The organism is Yinghuangia seranimata, from assembly GCF_029953285.1.
In the GTDB taxonomy this organism is placed as follows: Bacteria; Actinomycetota; Actinomycetes; order Streptomycetales; family Streptomycetaceae; genus Yinghuangia; species Yinghuangia seranimata.
On the sequence record NZ_JASAOI010000075.1, the window covers coordinates 1 to 18,162 of the forward strand.

Sequence of the window (18,162 nt, forward strand, 5' to 3'; positions counted from 1 at the left end):
GCGGGGGGCCGCCCCCCCCCCGCGGGCCGCGCCCCCCCGCCCGGGGGGGGGCCCCGGGGGCGCCCGCGGCTGCTACTTGACCCAGACGTCGGTCGGGTACGTCGAACCGATGAAGCCGACGCGGACGCCGCCCAGACCGGGGCCGTACAGGGTGAGCTGGCGCCGGTAGACGAAGGGCACCACCGGGGCGTCCTCGGTCATGATCTTCTTGTCCAGCGCGGCCCATTCCTTGCCCGCCGCGGTGACGTCGCTCAGGTTCGAGATCCGGTCCATCTCGGCGCTGACCGCCGGGTTGTTGTACAGCGAGTACACCGTGCCGTCGTCCTGGATCTTGCGGCCGTCGAACTTGGCCGGGAGGACGGTGATGCCCGACGGCCAGTCGGCGCCCCAGCCGGACCAGTACAGGTCGTACTCGTTCGCGGTGCGGCCGATCTCGGTGTAGTAGCTCTTGTCGTTGATCGGCTTGGCGACCACCTTGAAGCCGGCCTTGGTCAGGCCCTCGTTGATCGCCACGGAGACCTGCTCCCACATCGGGGTCTGCGGGAACGCGAACGCGATCGTCGGGGTGGGGTTGCTCGAGGTCGCGAGGATCTGCTTGGCCTTCTCCGGGTCACCGGTCGGCGGCACGCCCGCGGAGTCGTACTTCTCGAAGCCGAGCACCGTCGGCGACATCAGCGTCGTGGACAGTTCGCCGTACGCCGGGCCGCCGAGGATCTGGCGAACCTGCTGCTTCGGGAACGCCGCGACGACCGCCTGGCGGATCTTCGGGTCGGTCACCCGCTTGTTGTTCATCTCGAAGTACTCGGCGAACGGCGTGAAGGCGTCCGCGGTACGGGCCTTGAGGTCGGGCGTCTCCAGCACCTTCTGCGCGACCTCGCGGCCGACGGCGGTGCGGAACGTCATGGCGTTCTTGTCCTCGCCGTTCGCGGCCATCAGGCGCTCGTTGATCTGCTGGTTCTGCGCGCCGAACTCGAACTTCCACTGGTCCGGGTAGGCGTGGCGGACCGCGTCCGTCTCCGGCTTCCAGTTCTCGTTGCGGGTCAGCACCATGCCCTTGTCGACGTCGCGCGAGGCGATCTTGTACGGGCCGGACGAGAACGGGTGCTTGTCGAACTCCAGCTTGGTGTCCTTGTCCTTGGGCACCGGGCTGGAGGTCTGCATCGCGACCGCGAACGGGAAGTCGGCGCGCGGCGCGGCGAGGTGGAAGACCACCGTCTTGTCGTCCGGGGCCTCGATGGCGTCGTAGCTCTTGCCGCCGTAGGGGCCGTCGTAGACGGTGCGGAAGTCGGCGCTCTTGCCGGTCAGCCACTCCTGGATCCAGGTCGGGCCGCCGGTGATCTCCTTGGCGAAGGAGCGCTCCACGCCGTACTTGACGTCGGCCGCCTTGATGGTCGAGCCGTCCTCGTACTTGAGGTTGTCCTTGAGCGTGAACTTCCAGGTCTTGCCGCCGTCCGGGGTCGAGCCGGTGTCGGTGGCCAGGTCGCCGACCAGGATCGTGCGGTCGCCCTCCGCCTTGAACGTCGTCAGCTGGCGGCTGAGCAGCAGCATCACGGTCTGCTCGTGCGACACGTAGACGCGCGCGGGGTCGAGGTGGTTGAAGTCGGCGCGCTCCAGCACCAGCGCGGTGCCGCCGTTCTTCGCCTCGGGGATCGCCTTGGCCGGCCCGGTCGAGTCGGCGGCGGTGCCCACCGAGACGGCCGCGGTCGACGCGCTCGGCTTCGCGCTGGCGCCGCCCGGCTTCGAACCGTCGGTGTTCTTGGTGTCGCTGCCGCTGCTACAGGCGGCGGCCCCGAGGGCGAGGACCGCGCCCAGCACGACGACGCGCTGGTGAGGGCGAATTCTCATGGTCTATTCCTGTTCGGTGCGGGTGGAGGGCGTGCCTGACCGGGCCGAGGGGCTCCCGGCCTGGCGTGGTGCGGTGGTTCAGCGGTCGGTCTTGGGGTCCAGCGCGTCGCGGATCGAGTCGCCGAGCAGGTTGAACGCGATGACGAAGATCAGCATCGAGATGCCGGGGACGAACATGTAGGTGAGGTCGGTCTGGTAGACCTCGGCCCCCTTGAGCAGCATCCGGCCCCAGTCGGGTGTCGGCTCGACCATGCCGACGCCGAGGTAGGACAGCGCCGCCTCGGTCGTGACGTACGTCGGTACCGCGAGGGACGCGCTGACGAGGATGGGCGTCCACAGGTTGGGCAGCAGCTCGCGGAAGATGATGCGGGCCGGCGACGCGCCGCCCGCCCGTGCGGCCTCGACGAACTCCCGTGTGCGGAGCGAGAGCACCTGCCCGCGCAGCAGCCGTGCGACGCTCGCCCACCCGAAGGTCGCGAGCACCGTGATGAGGATCGTGGCGCGCAGCAAGGTCGACATCTGCTCGCCGGGGGAGGTCAGCCGGGACGTGATGACCGGCGTGAACGCGATGAAGAACAGCGTGGAGGGGAACGACAGCATCACGTCGATCAGCCGGCCGACGAGGTAGTCGGTGCGGCCGCCGAGGTAGCCGGCCGTGACGCCGACGACGACGCCGATGACCGTCACGATCACCACCACCGTGAGCGAGATCAGCAGCGAGGTCCTGATCCCGTACAGCAGTTGGGTCAGCACGTCGCGGCCGAGGCCCGGCTCCAGGCCGAGCCAGAAGTCGCCGGAGATGCCACCGTTCGGGGCGACCGGGAAGCCGTAGTCGTTGAGCAGGTCGGGCTGGTTCTGCCCGTAGGTGGTGTACGGGTCGTTGCCGTACAGCTTGGCGAACAGCGGTGCGCCGAGGCCGGCGACGAAGAACAGCAGCACCACCGCGCCCGCCGTCACGCCGACCTTGTCGCGGCGGAACCGCCGCCAGGCGAGGCGGGTCGGGGTGAGTCCGGCGGGTGGGCCGGGCTTTCGGGCGGTCTGCGGCGCGCCGTCGTCCGGGTCGGACGCGGATGCGGATGGCGCCAGGGCGGCCGTCGAGGACGGGCTCATCGTGGCGGGCCCCCAGTCGTGGGATCGGTCGAGTCGACACGGGGTTCGGACGCGGCGGGCGGTGTGCCGCCGGGTGCGTCGCCGGGTGTGTCGATGGTGTGTCGCCGGTGTGTCGATGGTGGGAGGACTGTGGCCAATCCGAGGCGGCAGGGTCAAGGTCTAAGCAGTGTCACATTTAAGGTGCGACATTTTATTTGCAATCCCTTTACCTGTGACCTGCGGTTTTCCCCGCGTTCGCCTTCCTGGGTGAAGGGTCTGGTCAACACTGGAGCCATGTGACATTGTACTGACGTGACCGATTCCCACCTCTGCGACGTCGTCGTCGTGGGTGCCGGAATGATCGGCGCGGCCTGCGCGCTCTACGCCGCCCGCGCCGGACTGACCGTCGCCGTCGTCGACCGCGGCCCCGTCGCCGGCGGCACCACCGGCGCCGGCGAGGGCAACCTGCTCGTCTCCGACAAGGAGCCCGGGCCCGAGCTCGACCTCGCGCTGCTGTCCGCCGCGCTGTGGGAGGACCTGGCCGCCGAGGGCTTCGGTGCCGGCGACCGGCTCGGCGGCGTCGTCGAGTACGAGGCCAAGGGCGGGCTGGTCGTCGCGTCCGACGAGCGGCGGCTCACCGCACTCGCCGACTTCGCCGCGGCCCAGACCGCGGCCGGGGTGCGCAACCGCGTCGTGTCCGCCGACGAACTCACCGACCTCGAACCGCACCTCGCCAAGGACCTGGCCGGGGGCGTGCACTACCCGCAGGACGCCCAGGTGCAGCCCGCGCTCGCGGCCGCCCACCTGCTGCGCCTCGCCCGGCTCACCGGCGCCGAGGTCAGGCTCGGCGAAACGGTCGTCGGGATCGACACCGACGCCGCGGGACGGGTGACCGGGGTGCGCACCGACCGGGGGCGCATCAAGGCGTTCGCCGTGGTCAACGCCGCCGGAACCTGGGGCGGCGCGGTCGCCGAACTGGGCGGTGTGCACCTGCCGGTGCTGCCGCGACGCGGCTTCGTACTGGTCACCGCGCCGCTGCCGCCGGTCATCCGGCACAAGGTCTACGCCGCCGACTACGTGGCCGACGTCGCCAGCGACTCCGCCGACCTCCAGAGCTCCGCCGTCGTCGAAGGCACGCCCGCCGGACCGGTGTTGATCGGGGCCAGCCGCGAACGGGTCGGCTTCGACCGGACGTTGTCCGTTCCGGTGGTCCGGCGGCTCGCCGCACAGGCCGTAGCGCTGTTCCCCCGACTCGCGACCGTCCCGGCGATGCGCGCCTACCGCGGGTTCCGCCCCTACCTGCCGGACCACCTGCCGGCCATCGGGCCGGACCCGCGGCGCCCCGGACTGTTCCACGCGTGCGGGCACGAAGGCGCGGGCATCGGCCTCGCGCCCGCCACCGGGCTCCTGGTCGCCCAGACCCTGACGGGCGCCGAACCCGCCCAGGACCTCACGCCGTTCCGGCCCGACCGGTTCGACGACGCGACGGAAGGCGCCGGACGATGACCCGCACCCCCCGCGACCTCGCCGGCGCCCGCCCCGGACCCGCGTTCACCGTCCGCGTCGACGGACGCGAGGTCGACGCCCTGCCGGGCCAGACCCTCGCCGCCGTGCTCTGGGCCGACGGGACGACCGCCTGGCGCACGACCCGCGTCGGCGGTCGCCCGCGCGGCGCGTTCTGCGGCATCGGCTCGTGCTTCGACTGCCTGATCACCGTCAACGGCGTCCGCGACCTGCGGGCATGCCTCGTGCGGCCCGAACCCGGAGATGTGGTGAGCACCCGTGACGACGACTGACGCGTACGACCTGCTGGTCATCGGCGCGGGCCCGGCCGGCTTCGCCGCGGCCACTACAGCCGCCGACGCCGGCCTGACCGTCGCCCTGATCGACGCGGGCCACAGCGCAGGCGGCCAGTTCTACCGCCAACCCGCCCCCGCGCTGAACGCCTCACGCCCGAAGGCCCTCCACCACGGCTGGCGCACGTACGAGGGCTGGATGCGCCGCCTGGCCGCCCATGTGGCGTCGGGCTCGGTACGCCACCTGACGAACCACCAGGTCTGGGCCGTGGAACGGGTACCTGATGCCGAACCGGGCGGCTCCGACGGCGGTTTCGCCGCGTCGGGCGACCGCGCCACACTCTTCGTCGCGCATGCTCTCGTCGGCGTCGAGGCCGCCCGCAGTGTCGCCGTGCGTGGCCGCGCGCTCCTTCTCGCCACCGGGGCCTATGAGCGGCAACTGCCGTTCCCCGGATGGACCTTGCCGGGTGTTGTCACCGCGGGTGGGGCGCAGGCTCAGCTCAAGGACTCGCTCGTCGTTCCCGGGCAGCGGGTCGTCGTCGCCGGGACCGGGCCCTTGCTGCTCAGTGTCGCGGCCAGTCTCGTGCAGGCCGGGGCGGCGGTTCCCGCTGTGGTCGAGGCCGCCGATCCGTTGCGCTATGCGCGCCACCTTCCGGCGCTGTTGCGCAATCCCGGCAAGCTCGTCGAAGGGGCGGGCTACGCCGGTACGTTGCTGCGGTACGGGGTTCCGGTGCGGACCCGTCACGTCGTCGTCGCGGCGCTCGGCACGCGCCGGGTCGAGGCCGTCACCGTGGCGAAGGTGGACCGGTCCGGCCGGGTCGTCGGGCCGGAGCGCACTGTTGCGTGCGACACGCTCGCGGTCGGGTACGGGCTCGACGCTCAGCTCGACCTCGCCCTCGAACTCGGGTGTCCCGCAGGGCGCGAGCCTGACGGGGGATGGGCGCTCGAGGTCGACGACGGGCAGTGGACCGGCGTCGAGGGCGTCTGGGCCGCCGGTGAGACCACCGGTGTCGGTGGTGCTCAACTGGCTCTTGCCGAGGGCGAGTTGGCGGCCTGGTCGGTGGTGGCGCGGCTGCGTCCCGGCTTGCCGCGGAACGTGCCGGCCAGGCCCGTCAGGCAGCGGGCCCGGTTGCGGGCGTTCGCGTCGGCGTTGCAGGGCGTCCATCAGGTACCGCGCTTCGCCGAGCAGCTCCGCGACGACACCGACGTCTGCCGGTGCGAGGAGGTCCCTTACGCCGGCATCCGGGACGCCGTCACGGACCTCGGCGCGACGGATCCGCGGTCGGTGAAACTGCTGACCCGCGCGGGCATGGGCTGGTGCCAGGGCCGCATGTGCGGGACGGCGGTGCAGTGCATCGTCTCGGAGCTGACCGCCGGTCGGGCGAAGGCGGTCCCGCCGTCCCGTCCGCTCGCGTGCCCGGTGCCGCTCGGTGTGCTCGCGGAGCAGGCGGGGGATCCGCCCGGGTAGAGGGCTTCGCCCGGGCGCCGGCGCCGGTGCCCGGGGGCCGTCCCGGCCACCGCTTTGTACCATGTCACATCTCATTCAAGGGGTCTCCCGTGAACACTGCCCACCCGTCAACCCGCACGCAGCCCTGGCGCGGCGTCATGGTCGCCACCGCGCTGCCGCTGCGCGCCGACCTGAGCGTCGACTACGACGCCTACGCCGAGCACGTGCGCTGGCTCGTGGACTCCGGCTGCGACGGCGTGGTCCCCAACGGCTCGCTCGGCGAGTACCAGACGCTCACCGCCGAGGAGCGCGCCCGCGTCGTCGAGACCGCCGTGCAGGCGGTCGGCGGCGACCGGGTCATGCCGGGCGTCGCGGCGTACGGCTCGGCCGAGGCCCGCCGGTGGGCGGAGCAGGCCGCCGAAGCCGGCGCCGCCGCCGTCATGCTGCTGCCCCCGAACGCGTACCGCGCCGACGAGGCCGCCGTGCAGGCGCACTACGCCGAGGTGGCGGGCGTCGGACTGCCGGTCGTCGCGTACAACAACCCGATCGACACGAAGGTCGACCTGACCCCCGAGACGCTCGCCAAGCTGCACGCCGAGGGCCTGATCGTCGCGGTCAAGGAGTTCACCGGCGATGTGCGCCGCGCCTACCGGATCGCCGAACTGGCGCCCGAGCTGGACCTGTTGATCGGCGCCGACGACGTCCTCCTGGAACTGGCCGTCGCGGGGGCGGTCGGCTGGATCGCCGGTTACCCGAACGCGCTGCCGGTCGCGTCGGTCGAGCTGTACCGCGCCGCGGTCGGCGGCGACCTCAACCGCGCGAAGGAGTTGTACCGCCAGCTGCACCCGCTGCTGCGCTGGGACTCGCGCACCGAGTTCGTGCAGGCCATCAAGCTGTCGATGGACATGGCCGGGCGCCGCGGCGGTCCGACCCGCCCGCCGCGCGGGCCGCTCGCGCAGGAGTCCGAGGCGTCCGTGCGCGCCGCGACCGAGGCGGCGCTCGCCCTCGGCCTGCGCTGAGCCGGCGCCACCCGAGCCAACCGTCACCGTCCGCTCCGAACGATCAGAACAGGGGCACAGCATGCGCAGCCGTCACGTCTTCCACGCCGTCGACTCGCACACCGAGGGCATGCCCACCCGCGTGGTCACCGGCGGGATCGGCGTCATCCCCGGCGCCACCATGGCCGAACGCCGCGCGCACTTCATGGCGCACATGGACCACCTGCGCACCCTCCTGATGTACGAGCCGCGCGGCCACAGCGCGATGAGCGGCGCGATCCTGCAGCCGCCCACCCGCCCGGACGCCGACTACGGCGTGCTGTTCATCGAGGTGTCCGGCTGTCTGCCGATGTGCGGCCACGGCACCATCGGCGTCGCCACCGTGCTGGTCGAGACCGGCATGGTGCCGGTGGTCGAGCCCGTCACCACGATTCGCCTGGACACCCCGGCGGGGCTCGTGGTCGCCGAGGTCGCCGTCGAGGACGGCGCGGCGCGCTCGGTCACCATCCGCAACGTCGCCTCGTTCAGTGTCGGCCACGACCTCAAGGTGGACGTGCCGGGCATCGGCACGGTGGCCTACGACCTGGCGTACGGCGGCAACTTCTACGCGATCCTGCCGATCGAGCGGCTCGGTCTGCCGTTCGACCGGGCCGCGAAGGACGACATCATCAAGTCCGCGCTGGCCCTGATGGACGCGATCAACGAGCACGACCGGCCGGTCCACCCGGAGGAGCCGCAGTTCAACGGCGTGCACCACGTCTACCTCGCGGCGCCCGGCTCCGACGCCAAGCGGTCCCGGCACGCGATGGCCATCCACCCCGGCTGGTTCGACCGATCACCGTGCGGCACAGGTACCAGCGCCCGTATGGCGCAGCTGCACGCGCTCGGCGAACTGCCGCTGGGGCAGGACTTCGTCAACGAGTCCTTCATCGGCACGCGGTTCATCGGCCGACTCGTGGAGGAGACCACCGTCGGCGGCCTGCCCGCCGTCGTGCCGACCGTCACCGGGCGCGCCTGGGTGACCGCGACCGCGCAGTACCTGCTCGACCCGTCCGACCCGTTCCCCGAGGGGTTCCAGCTGTGACCACCACCGACACCACCCGCGCGCAGTCCGCCGACGAGACGCTGGTCAGCCGCAACCCGGCGGCGCCCGACGACGTCGTCGCCACGATCCGTTCCGCCACCCCCGACGAGGTGGCCGGCGCCGCCGCCCGGGCGCGCGGCGCGCACCGCGCCTGGGTCGGCCTGGGGGCGGCGGCCCGCGCCGCCGCGCTGCACGGCGCCGCCCAGCGCGTCGAGGACGCCGCCGACGACCTGGCCGCGCTCGTCGTCCGCGAGGTCGGCAAGCCGGTCGCCGAGGCGCGCGGCGAGGTCGCCCGCACCGTCGCGATCCTGCGCTACTACGCGCAGCAGGCCTTCGACCCGGTCGGGGCGGTGCACGAACCCGCCGCAGGAGCGGGCCTGTTGCTGACCCGGCGGCGCCCGCACGGGGTCGCGGGGCTCATCACGCCGTGGAACTTCCCGCTGGCCATCCCGGTGTGGAAGGCGGCGCCCGCGCTCGCGGCCGGGAACGCGGTGCTGCTGAAGCCGTCCCCCGACGCCGCCGCGTGCGCGCTGCGGCTCGCCGCGCTGCTCGACGACGTTCTGCCGCCCGGCCTGTTCACGGTGCTGCCCGGGGGCGCCGCGACCGGGTCCGCGGTGGTCGAAGCCGCCGACGTGGTCTCCTTCACCGGATCGACCGCGATCGGCACGGAGGTGGTCCGCGCGGCGACCGCGCGCGGAATCCCGGTGCAGGCCGAGATGGGCGGCCACAACGCCGCCATCGTCCTGCCGGACGCGGACCCGAAGGCCACCGCCGCGCAACTCGCGGCCGCCGCCTTCGGGTTCGCGGGCCAGAAGTGCACCGCCACCAAGCGGGTCATCGTCGTCGGCGACCCCGCGCCCCTGCGCGACGCGCTGGTCGAGGCCACCGCCGCGCTCGCGCTGGGCGACCCCGGTGACGGGGCCACCGTCGTCGGACCGGTCATCGGGGAGCGGGCGCGCGACGCGGTGCTGGCCGCCTCGGCGTCCGCCGTCGAGGCCGGCGGCACGCTGCTGGCGGGCGGTCAGGAGCCGTCCGGCACGGGCTGGTTCGTCGCTCCGCAGCTGCTCGAAGGGGTTCCCGAGGACCACTGGCTCGCGCGCGAGGAGGTGTTCGGGCCGATCGCCGTGCTGTTCTCGGTGCCCGACCTGGACGCCGCTGTGGCGCTCGCCTCGTCGGTGCGGCACGGGCTGGTCACCTCCGTGCACACCCGCGACCTGGACGCCGCGCTGGAGGTCGTCGACCGCGTCGACACCGGCCTGGTGAAGGTCAACGCGCCGAGCACCGGCGTCGACTTCCACATGCCGTTCGGCGGCGAGAAGGAGTCCAGCCGCGGCCCGCGCGAACAGGGCAAGGCGGCACTGGACTTCTACAGCCACGACTGCACGGTCTCCCTGCTGCCGAGCGGATGGGCACGCTGATGGGCGGGGGAGGACTCGTGGGCACGCTGCGCGGTGCGGCACCGGCCGCGTCGCCCGTCCCGGCCGTCGCGCCGCGCGCGGACGAATTCGGGGAGCCGCGTGAGCCGTTCACGGTCCACGCGATCGACTACCACACCGCGGGCGAGCCGTTCCGGATCGTCGCGGCCGGACTGCCGGGCGTGCTGCCCGGCGAGACGGTCGCCGAACGCCGCGCGATCCTGCTGCGCCCCGGCACCACCGCGGGCGAGCCGCGCGACACACCGGTGGACACCGTGCGGCGCATGCTGTGCCACGAACCGCGCGGACACGCTGACATGTACGGCGGGTTCGTCGTGCCGCCCGACGACGAAGGCGCCCACCTCGGCGTGCTGTTCTGGCACAAGGACGGCTACTCGACGGCGTGCGGCCACGGCACCATCGCGCTCGGTGTGTGGGCCGTGGACGCCGGCATCGTGCCCGCGCCCGACGACGGCGAGGCCGCGGTACGCATCGACGTGCCGTCCGGGCGCGTCACCGCGCGGGTCCGGCGCGTCGGCGGCCGCACCGTCGGCGCCGTGTTCCGCAACGTGCCCAGCGCCGTGGCGGCGCGCGGCATAAACGTCGAGACGTCGTTCGGCACCGCCGCGGTCGACGTCGCGCACTCGGGAGCCTGCTACGCGTCGCTGTCCGCCGCCGCGCTCGGGCTGTCCGTCGTTCCGGAGCGGTACGCCGACCTCATCCGGGCCGGGCGCGAGATCAAGGCCGCGCTCGCGGGCGACCCGTCGGTCCGGCACCCCGAGGACCCGCGGCTGTCCGGCGTGTACGGCGTGATCTTCCACGACGAACTACCGTCACCGGTGGGGGAGTCCGGCCCCGAGGCGGTGCACCAGCGCAGCGTGACCGTCTTCGCGGACGGCCAGGTGGACCGCTCGCCGTGCGGATCCGGCACGTCGGCGCGGCTCGCGCTGCTGCACGCCGACGGCCGCATCCCCACCGACGGCTCGGTCGTGCTGCGACACACGTCCATCGTGGGCAGCGAGTTCATCGGCCGTGTGGTCGGCGTCGACGCGGCGGGCGCGGTGCTCACCGAGGTCGAGGGCGACGCGTACCGCACCGGGGAACACCGCTTCGTGCTCGACCCGCACGACGGGCTCGGCACCGGGTTCGTGCTCCGGTGACGGCGCTGGACGCGGTGCCCCGCATCGGAGCCGACGACCTGGTCGCGCTCGTACCGCCCGCCGACGCGGTGCGGGCGCTCGCCGAGGCGCTGCACGGCGGACTCGACCCGGAGGCCGAACCGGCGCGCACCATCACGGACCTGACGTCGGGCCAGCTGCTGCTGATGCCGTCCGAGGGCGCCGGGTACGCGGGGGTCAAGATCGCCTCCGTCGCACCCGGCAACCCGGCGCGCGGCCTGCCGCGCATCGGCGCCGTCTACGTGCTGCTCGACGCCGCGACGCTGCTGCCGGTGGCGCTGCTGGACGGCACGGCGCTCACCTCGCTGCGCACGCCGGCCGTGTCGGCGCTCGCGGTGCGGCATCTGCTGCCGTCGGGCGAAGAGCCGCTGCGCGTCGTGGTGTTCGGCGCCGGGCCGCAGGCGTGGGGGCACATCGAGGCCCTGGCGACCGTGCGAGCGTTCGGTCACGTCACGGTCGTCGGACGCAGCCCGCGCCCGGCCGCCGAGGTCGTTGCGCGGTGCGAGGCCGAGGGCGTCGCGGCGGAGGCCGGTACGGCCGATGCGGTCGCCTCGGCGGACGTCGTGCTGTGCTGCACGTCGGCGCGCGAGCCGCTGTTCGACGGCGCGCTGGTGCGCGACGGCGCGGTGGTCGTCGCGGTCGGCTCGCACGAGCCGGACGCGCGCGAACTCGACAGCGCGCTGGTGGCGCGCGCCGCGAAGACCGGGGCGCTGGTCGTGGAGAGCCGCGCCGCCGCGCTGCGCGAGCCGGGGGACATCCTTGTCCCGCTCGGCGAGGGCGTGCTCGAGGCGACCGCGTTGGCGCCGCTGGCCGACCTGGTCACCGGCCGGCTCGCCGCGCCGGGCCCCGGGCCGAGGGTGTTCAAGAGCGTCGGGATGGGCTGGGAGGACCTCGTGGTCGCGGGCGCCGCGCACCGGCGTATCTCTGAGGCTTTGTCAGTATAGGTGTGACATTGTACATTTTTCCCTGGGGTGCGTTCCGGGCCCGCGGCGGACACGAACCGCCGTGCGCCCCGACCGGACCGTGTGCGGGAACACCCGCGATCCCCGCACGGGGCAGTAACCTGCCCGAATGGAGGAACAGCGCATGACCACGGACGCCGGCGCCGCCACCCGGGGGCCCGCCCTGGGCTACATCCCCGGAGTGCCGGCCGAGCCCGCAGGCACCTTCGCGCCCGCGTCGGCCGGCGGCCCGCTGAACCTGCCGTCCGTCCAGGAGCACCGCAGCCTGCGCGACCAGGTCACGCACGCGCTGCGCGCCGCCCTCATCGCCGGCGAGCTGCGCCCGGACGTCATCTACTCCGCGCCGACGCTGGCCGCGCAGTTCCGGGTCTCGGCCACGCCCGTCCGCGAGGCGATGCTCGACCTGGCCAAGGAGGGCCTCATCGAGGTCGTCCGCAACAAGGGCTTCCGCGTCACCGCGCTCTCGCCGCGCGACCTCGACGAGTACACCGAGATCCGCTCCCTCATCGAGGTGCCGATGGCCGTGCGGATCGCCCGCACCGCCGACCAGGACGCGCTCGAGGCGCTGCGCCCCGTCGCCGCGGCGATCGTCCGCGCCGCCGAGGCCCGCGACCTGATCGGCTACCTCGAGGCCGACCGGCAGTTCCACCTCGGCCTGCTCAGCCTCGGCGGCAACCAGCGGCTCGTCGAGGTCGTCGGCGACCTGCGCAAGCGCTCCCGGCTGTACGGCCTCAACGGCCTCGCCGCCCGCGGCGCGCTGATCGCGTCGGCGCGCGAGCACGAGGAGATCCTCGACCTGGTGATCGCCCGCGACGAGGCCGGCGTGGAACGGGCGATGAGCGGGCACCTGGGCCACATCCGCTCGCTGTGGGCCGACCACCAGGCGGAACGCGAGACCGGCGGCGAGGGCGACACGGCTCCGGCGTAGCCGGACCACGCCCTCGGGCCCTCGGGCGGCTGGGCAGAACCGCGCTTTTCGGACAGCCCGGCCGCCGAACCTCCCCCTACTGTCGTGATCATGACTTCACCTCAGCTCGGGATGTTCCTCCCCATGCCCGTCCCCGGAGCGAGCGGCGGCTCGGTGCGCGAGATCGCCGACGCGGCCCGCCGGATCGAGCGGGTCGGACTCGAATCGGCCTGGCAGGGCGACCTGTTGCTCGGACGCTATCCGACCCTCGCGGCCGGGTCGGTGCTCGCGGCGGCGGCCGCCGTCACCGAACGCATCGGGCTGGGGTACGCCGTCAAGGTGCCCGCGCTGCACCCGCTGCCGTGGCTTGCGCAGGATCTCGCCACGACGCAGTACCTGTCCGGCGGCCGCGTGCTGTACGGCGTCACGCCGGGCGACGGGCCGTTCGAGCGGTGGCGCGGCGGGCTGCGCGACCAGGCGGCGTGGCACGCGGTCGGTGCGGACTACGCCGACCGCGAGCGCGCCACCGACGCGTTCCTTGAGCGCTTCGCCGACCTCGTCGCCGGCAAGCCCGTTCCCGTCGACCCGCCCGGCACCGGCGAGTTCGCGCTGACGTTCCCGGTGCCCGCGCCGCCGCTGCTGATCGGCGGCGACGACGCGGCGGTCTTCGAACGGGTCGTCCGCTACGGCGACGCGTGGTTCCCCGCCGTGACGGCACCCTCCCGCATCGAGGCGGGCGTCACCCGCCTGCGCGAACTCGCCGACGCCGCCGGCCGCCCCGCGCCGGGCGTGACCGTCGCCCTGCCGGTGCACCTCGGCGAGGGTACGGGCGGTGCCGACGAACGCGCCCGCGCCAGCGCGACCATCGCCGAGCTGTACGGCGTCCCGGCCGACGAGGCGTCCGACGTCATGGTGTTCGGGCCGCCCCGCGTCGCCGCCGAACTCCTCGCCCACTACGCCGAGATCGGCGTCGACCGCGTCGTGTTCAGCGTCTCCAACGACAGGTGGGACGACCAACTGGAGCTGATCGCCGAAGCGGGACGCCTGGCCGCGGGAGCCTGACGCCGCCCTCCCCGTACGCCCCGGTGCCGGAAACCGCCCTCCACGCCCCCACCTCCCGTCGTAGCGTGGTGCCCGGCGGCCAACCGAAGCAGGGGGTGTGAGGTGGAACCGATACCGGCGGCGCTGCTCCTGGCCATCGCCGACGGCGAGGCCGGAGCCGTGGCGTGGGCGGAGCTGAGGGGGCTGGTCGGCCGGCCGTCCCGGCGGTCGGGGACGAGCGGGGAAGCGGCGCTGTCCGCCCTCGAGGCGAACCCGGAGGACCCGGTGCGGGCCGAGGCGCTGTCGCAGGTGCTGGCCGCGCGGGCGTACATCGACGCGGAGTTCGGCGTCGCGCTCACGGCGTGGCGGGACACGGCCGCGGAGCACGAGCACACGGACGCCGACCACCAGGTCGGCGGCTGAGCGCTACGACTTCGCGTAGGCCGCGGGCGGCGCCCCCACCGCGGCCGTGAAGTCCCGGGTCAGGTGCGCCTGGTCGGAGTAGCCGAGGTCGGCGGCGAGGGCCGACCAGTCGATGCGGGCGCCCTGCTGGGCGCGTTCGGCGGCTTCGTGCAGCCGGGCCCGGCGCAGCACCCACTTCGGGGACGCCCCGACGTACTCGGCGAACAGCCGTTGCAGCCGCCGCACCGACAGGCCCAGCAGCTTGGCCACCTCGTCGACGCGGACGAGCGCGGGGTCGCCGGTGATCCGGGCGACCATCTCGGCGACCTCGGCCGCGACCGGGTCGGGGTCCGGCAGCCGGGGGAGCAGGAACGCCTCTGCGGCCGCCACCATTTCGGCGTCGTCGCGGGTGGCGAGCACCGCGGCCTGGGTCTTGACGACGGCTTCGGGGTCGAACACCCCGACCGCGGGGATGACCGCGTCGACGAGTTCCGCGACCGGGTGGCCGAAGAACGGGCGGAACCCGCCCGGGTGGAACTTGACGCCGAGGACGTGCCCGAGTCCGCTGATCCGCCGGACGAACGGGCCGCGCACGATCCCGTACACAGTCGCCTGCGGCTCCTCGAAGACCAGGTGCACGCTCGGATGCGACAGCGTCTTGGACTCGTGCGAGGCCTTCCCGCGCAGGTCCCACGCGACGATCCAGTAGTAGTCGACGAACGTCGCGACCGGCGGGCTGGGCGTGTGCCGGGTCAGCGTGATCTTGGTGGCCATGAGCTCGGGATACAGCACCCCGCGTCCCATATCCTCCGGGTTCGTCCGCTCGCTCGCCATGCCCCAAGAGTAGTTGTCGCGTTTGTTCAAGACCGGCCCGGACCCGCGTTCGTAGCGTGGCGTCATCCCCCGAAACCCCTGGTCATCCCCAGTTACCCCCGAGTCCCTCAAAGCCTGGAGACGCGCATGGACCTCCACCCGCAGCTCGTCGACGCCGCCGCCGAAGCCGCCCGCATCGCCAAGGGCGTCACCGCCGACCGGCTGGCCGGCCCCACCCCCTGCGGCGACTTCGACACCCGCACGCTGGTCAACCACTGGGTGCTCTACACCGCGTACGGTCTGGAGAAGCGCGCACGGCGCGAGCCCCTGCCGCAGGAGTGGCTGACCCGCGACTTCACCGCCGAGCCCGACTGGGCGGACACGTACGCCGGGCAACTGGACCGCGCCGTCCGCGCCTGGGCCGAACCGGCCGCGTGGGAGGGCGACATCGAGCTCGGCGAGGGCTCCTCGATGCCGGCCCGCGCGATCGCCGGAATGATCGTCAAGGAGCTGGTGGTGCACGGCTGGGACGTCGCGAAGGCGACCGGCCAGGAGATCCGCCCCACCGAGGAGACCGCGAAGGCGGTGCTGGCCGTCGTCGAGGAGCACGGCGAGATCTACCGCCAGTACAAGGGTTTCGCCGACCCGGTCGAGGTCCCGGCGGACGCCTCCACGTTCGACCGCGCGCTCGGCCTGTCCGGCCGCGACCCGCGGTGGACACTCCCCGCCTGACCGCGCCCGGCGTGCCGGGTTCGGCCGCACGCCGTGTACTCCCCAGGGAGTAGCGCGGCCCGCCCGCCGTGATCCCGGCGCAGCATGCGTGGTACCTCCGAAAGGCGCCCCGACCTGCGGCGAGAGCACGTGTGATGCCTTCCGGCGCGGGACGCGGCGGGGCGGCCGCGACGGCGACTCTGGAGGCGTCGGAAAGACCGGCGCCCTGGAGGAGGCATCGTGAACGCGATCCGCGGCACTACCGCTGACCTGGTCTCGCCGCATACCGCCGCCCCGGTGCCGGGCCGCCCCGCGAAGCGGTTCCCGCGCGGTGTGCGCCGCGCGGTCAACTCCGGGCACGTGGTGTTCTCGGTCGGCCTGCTCGGCGTCGAGATCGTCATGATCATGCTCGGCGTGATCGCCAAGAACACCGGCGACGACACCCTGCGGCACGCGGTCTACACGCTGATCCGCTACGTCGCCTACTCGGCCGGCATCCCGCTCGCGGTCCTCGGCGCGGTCTCCGGGGTGGTCCTGTGCCTGCGCACCCCGTGGGGGCTGTGGCAGCAGACCTGGATCAAGGTCAAGATCGTCCTGACCGTCGCCGTCATCGCCATCGGCGCGGGCACCATGGGCGTGCTGACCCGCGAGATGTCGGCGCGCTCGGTCCCGGGGACCGAGCACGCCGGCCTCTACACCCTGCAGTGGCTGCAGATCGCCGCCGCCACCGCACAGTTCACGATGCTCGCGGTGTGTGTCTTCCTGTCGATCCACAAGCCGAACCGGCGGCGCTCCGCCCGGACGGCCGCGGCCCGCTAGGGGGTCGCTGGCGGCACCGGGTCGACCACCCAGTCCGGATGCCCCGGCATCGGCGGCGTCTTGGCGTCGTACAGCCAGGCGTGCAGGAACGGCCCGAGGTCCCGGCCGGCGACGGCCGACGCGAGGTGGATGTAGTCGAGCGTGCTCGCGGCCCGCCCCCGGTTGAGGGCGACCCAGGCGCGCTCGATGCGTCCGAAGTCCGTGTCGCCGACCTCGGCGCGCAGCGCGTACAGCACCAGCGCCGAACCGTCGTAGCGCATCCGCTTGAACAGGTTGGGCTCGGTCGGCGCGGCGGGCGGCCCGTAGTCGCGGCGCCACAGGTCGTGCTGGCGGTACGCGTCCTTCATCTTCGCCTCGAAGCCGTCGCCCCCGTGCGACTCGGAGTACAGCCGCTCGTAGTAGCGGGCGTGGCCCTCGCTCAGCCACAGGTCCGACCACTGCGCGAGCGCGACGCTGTCGCCGAACCACTGGTGGGTCAGCTCGTGGACCATGTTCCGCTCGGCACTGACCCGGTCGCCGGTCAGATCCCCCTCGGGGATGAGCGACAGGGTCTGCGACTCGAGGGCGACGCCGAGGTCGGTGTGCGCGACCAGCAGGCCGTACGTCGAGAACGGGTACGGGCCGAGGCGTTCGCTCAGCCAGCGCAGGTGCTCCGCGGTCAGCGCCCGGAACTCGGCGGTCCGGGCGACCAGGTCGGGCGGCACCGCGTCGCGGATCGTGACGCCGTCCGGGCCCCGCGAGGTCAGCACCTCGTAGTGGCCGACCGCGAACTGGACGAGCTGGCCGGCGACCGGGTCGCGCGACTCGTACGTCCACCGGGTCCGGCCCGCCCCCGCGCGGTCGCGCCCGGTGAGCCTGCCCGCGGCGACCGCCTGCACGTCGTCCGGCGCGGTGACGGAGACGGTCACGGGGAAGCGCACACTGGGATGGTCGTTGGACGGGAACAGCAGCTGCGTGCCGTTCGGCTGCGGGTACACCACGGTGCCGTCGGGCGTCGGGATCCAGCCGTAGTCCTCGATGGCGTCGTCCCGGTGCCGCATCAGCGTCGGGTCGGCGGTGTACTCCACCCGTACCTTGAACGACCGCCCCTTGCGCAGTGTATGACCCGGTGTCACCACCAACTCGTCGCCGTCGCGGACCGCTTGCGCGGGCTTGCCGTCGACGAGCACGCGGCCCAGCGTGTTGCCCGCGAAGTCCAGGTCGAAGCGTGACAGCGACTGCGTCGCCACCGCCTCGATCGTGGCGACGGCGGGGAACGCCGTCTTGGGCGCCTGCCAGTCCAGGTCCAGGCGGGTGTGCGAGACGCGGTACCCGCCGTTGCCGCTCAGCGGGAACAACGGGTCGCCGAGTCCGGCCGAACCCGGCGTGCCCTTGTCGGAGTTCGCGTCGGTGTCGGCGGAGGCGGAAGGGACGACGAGCAGCAATGCGGCGCATGCGGCCAGAGTCGAGGCGGCGCGCCGTGCGGTATTTCGGTGAAGGCGCATGACGACCAGCCTGCGCCGCGCCACCGTCCGCGCGCCAGCACCATCCTGGGATTCCGCCACAGGACCACTCGATCGCCGTACACCGCACGGCTGTTCGGCGGTGTGGCGCGGGCCCGCGGGGGGGGGGGGCGGCCCGCCCGGGCGCCCGGCGGGGCCCCCCCCCGGGGCGGG

At 73.5% G+C, this 18,162-nt stretch carries 17 protein-coding genes; 13 read left to right on the forward strand and 4 right to left on the reverse strand.

Annotation, left to right across the window (positions count from 1 at the left end; all coding sequences use genetic code 11):
* Positions 1 to 72 precede the first annotated feature (72 nt).
* Both QI554_RS38555 and QI554_RS38560 read right to left on the reverse strand, forming a co-directional pair.
* Positions 73 to 1,845: an ABC transporter substrate-binding protein gene (locus QI554_RS38555; RefSeq protein ID WP_281477265.1), complete on the reverse strand. Its 1,773-nt coding sequence runs from the start codon at positions 1,843 to 1,845 to the stop codon at positions 73 to 75.
* A gap of 78 nt (positions 1,846 to 1,923) precedes the next feature.
* Positions 1,924 to 2,955: an ABC transporter permease gene (locus tag QI554_RS38560; protein WP_281477267.1), complete on the reverse strand. Its 1,032-nt coding sequence runs from the start codon at positions 2,953 to 2,955 to the stop codon at positions 1,924 to 1,926.
* Positions 2,956 to 3,246: 291 nt separating this feature from the next.
* Between QI554_RS38560 and QI554_RS38565 the strand changes: the two genes are divergently transcribed.
* The 11 genes from QI554_RS38565 (at position 3,247) to QI554_RS38615 (ending at position 14,185) form a co-directional block, all read left to right on the forward strand.
* Positions 3,247 to 4,440, forward strand: coding sequence for an NAD(P)/FAD-dependent oxidoreductase (locus tag QI554_RS38565; RefSeq protein WP_281477270.1), 1,194 nt, complete (start codon positions 3,247 to 3,249; stop codon positions 4,438 to 4,440).
* Positions 4,437 to 4,730, forward strand: a complete 294-nt coding sequence (locus QI554_RS38570) for a (2Fe-2S)-binding protein (protein ID WP_281477272.1) — start codon at positions 4,437 to 4,439, stop codon at positions 4,728 to 4,730. Before QI554_RS38565 ends, QI554_RS38570 begins: the two co-directional genes overlap by 4 nt.
* Positions 4,717 to 6,198, forward strand: coding sequence for an NAD(P)/FAD-dependent oxidoreductase (locus QI554_RS38575; RefSeq protein ID WP_281477274.1), 1,482 nt, complete (start codon positions 4,717 to 4,719; stop codon positions 6,196 to 6,198). The genes QI554_RS38570 and QI554_RS38575 overlap by 14 nt, the downstream gene beginning before the upstream one ends.
* Before the next feature lie 137 nt (positions 6,199 to 6,335).
* Positions 6,336 to 7,196: a dihydrodipicolinate synthase family protein gene (locus tag QI554_RS38580; RefSeq protein WP_281477292.1), complete on the forward strand. Its 861-nt coding sequence runs from the start codon at positions 6,336 to 6,338 to the stop codon at positions 7,194 to 7,196.
* Between the two features lie 61 nt (positions 7,197 to 7,257).
* Positions 7,258 to 8,259, forward strand: coding sequence for a proline racemase family protein (locus tag QI554_RS38585; RefSeq protein ID WP_281477276.1), 1,002 nt, complete (start codon positions 7,258 to 7,260; stop codon positions 8,257 to 8,259).
* Complete coding sequence (locus QI554_RS38590; RefSeq protein WP_281477278.1) at positions 8,256 to 9,677, forward strand: aldehyde dehydrogenase family protein; 1,422 nt, start codon at positions 8,256 to 8,258, stop codon at positions 9,675 to 9,677. Before QI554_RS38585 ends, QI554_RS38590 begins: the two co-directional genes overlap by 4 nt.
* Before the next feature lie 122 nt (positions 9,678 to 9,799).
* Complete coding sequence (locus QI554_RS38595; protein ID WP_281477293.1) at positions 9,800 to 10,834, forward strand: proline racemase family protein; 1,035 nt, start codon at positions 9,800 to 9,802, stop codon at positions 10,832 to 10,834.
* Positions 10,831 to 11,796 (forward strand): ornithine cyclodeaminase family protein, encoded by a 966-nt coding sequence (locus QI554_RS38600; protein ID WP_343230857.1) that lies wholly within the window; start codon positions 10,831 to 10,833, stop codon positions 11,794 to 11,796. The genes QI554_RS38595 and QI554_RS38600 overlap by 4 nt, the downstream gene beginning before the upstream one ends.
* A gap of 142 nt (positions 11,797 to 11,938) precedes the next feature.
* The gene (locus tag QI554_RS38605) at positions 11,939 to 12,742 is read left to right on the forward strand and encodes a GntR family transcriptional regulator (RefSeq protein WP_281477279.1); all 804 of its coding nucleotides are present in this window, start codon (positions 11,939 to 11,941) and stop codon (positions 12,740 to 12,742) included.
* Between the two features lie 90 nt (positions 12,743 to 12,832).
* The gene (locus QI554_RS38610) at positions 12,833 to 13,783 is read left to right on the forward strand and encodes an LLM class flavin-dependent oxidoreductase (RefSeq protein ID WP_281477281.1); all 951 of its coding nucleotides are present in this window, start codon (positions 12,833 to 12,835) and stop codon (positions 13,781 to 13,783) included.
* Between the two features lie 102 nt (positions 13,784 to 13,885).
* Entirely contained in the window at positions 13,886 to 14,185 is a 300-nt protein-coding gene (locus QI554_RS38615) for a hypothetical protein (protein WP_281477283.1), read from the forward strand.
* 3 nt (positions 14,186 to 14,188) lie between these two features.
* Here QI554_RS38615 and QI554_RS38620 read toward each other — a convergent pair whose 3' ends face one another.
* Positions 14,189 to 14,998, reverse strand: coding sequence for a helix-turn-helix domain-containing protein (locus QI554_RS38620; RefSeq protein WP_281477286.1), 810 nt, complete (start codon positions 14,996 to 14,998; stop codon positions 14,189 to 14,191).
* A gap of 126 nt (positions 14,999 to 15,124) precedes the next feature.
* On the opposite strand from QI554_RS38620, the gene QI554_RS38625 reads away from it, so the two are divergent.
* Positions 15,125 to 15,709: a TIGR03086 family metal-binding protein gene (locus QI554_RS38625; protein ID WP_281477288.1), complete on the forward strand. Its 585-nt coding sequence runs from the start codon at positions 15,125 to 15,127 to the stop codon at positions 15,707 to 15,709.
* A 219-nt stretch (positions 15,710 to 15,928) separates the two neighbouring features.
* Positions 15,929 to 16,507, forward strand: a complete 579-nt coding sequence (locus QI554_RS38630; RefSeq protein ID WP_281477289.1) for a hypothetical protein — start codon at positions 15,929 to 15,931, stop codon at positions 16,505 to 16,507.
* On the opposite strand, the gene QI554_RS38635 is transcribed toward QI554_RS38630, so the two are convergent.
* Entirely contained in the window at positions 16,504 to 17,991 is a 1,488-nt protein-coding gene (locus QI554_RS38635) for a M1 family metallopeptidase (RefSeq protein WP_281477290.1), read from the reverse strand. The genes QI554_RS38630 and QI554_RS38635 overlap by 4 nt on opposite strands.
* Positions 17,992 to 18,162 lie beyond the last annotated feature (171 nt).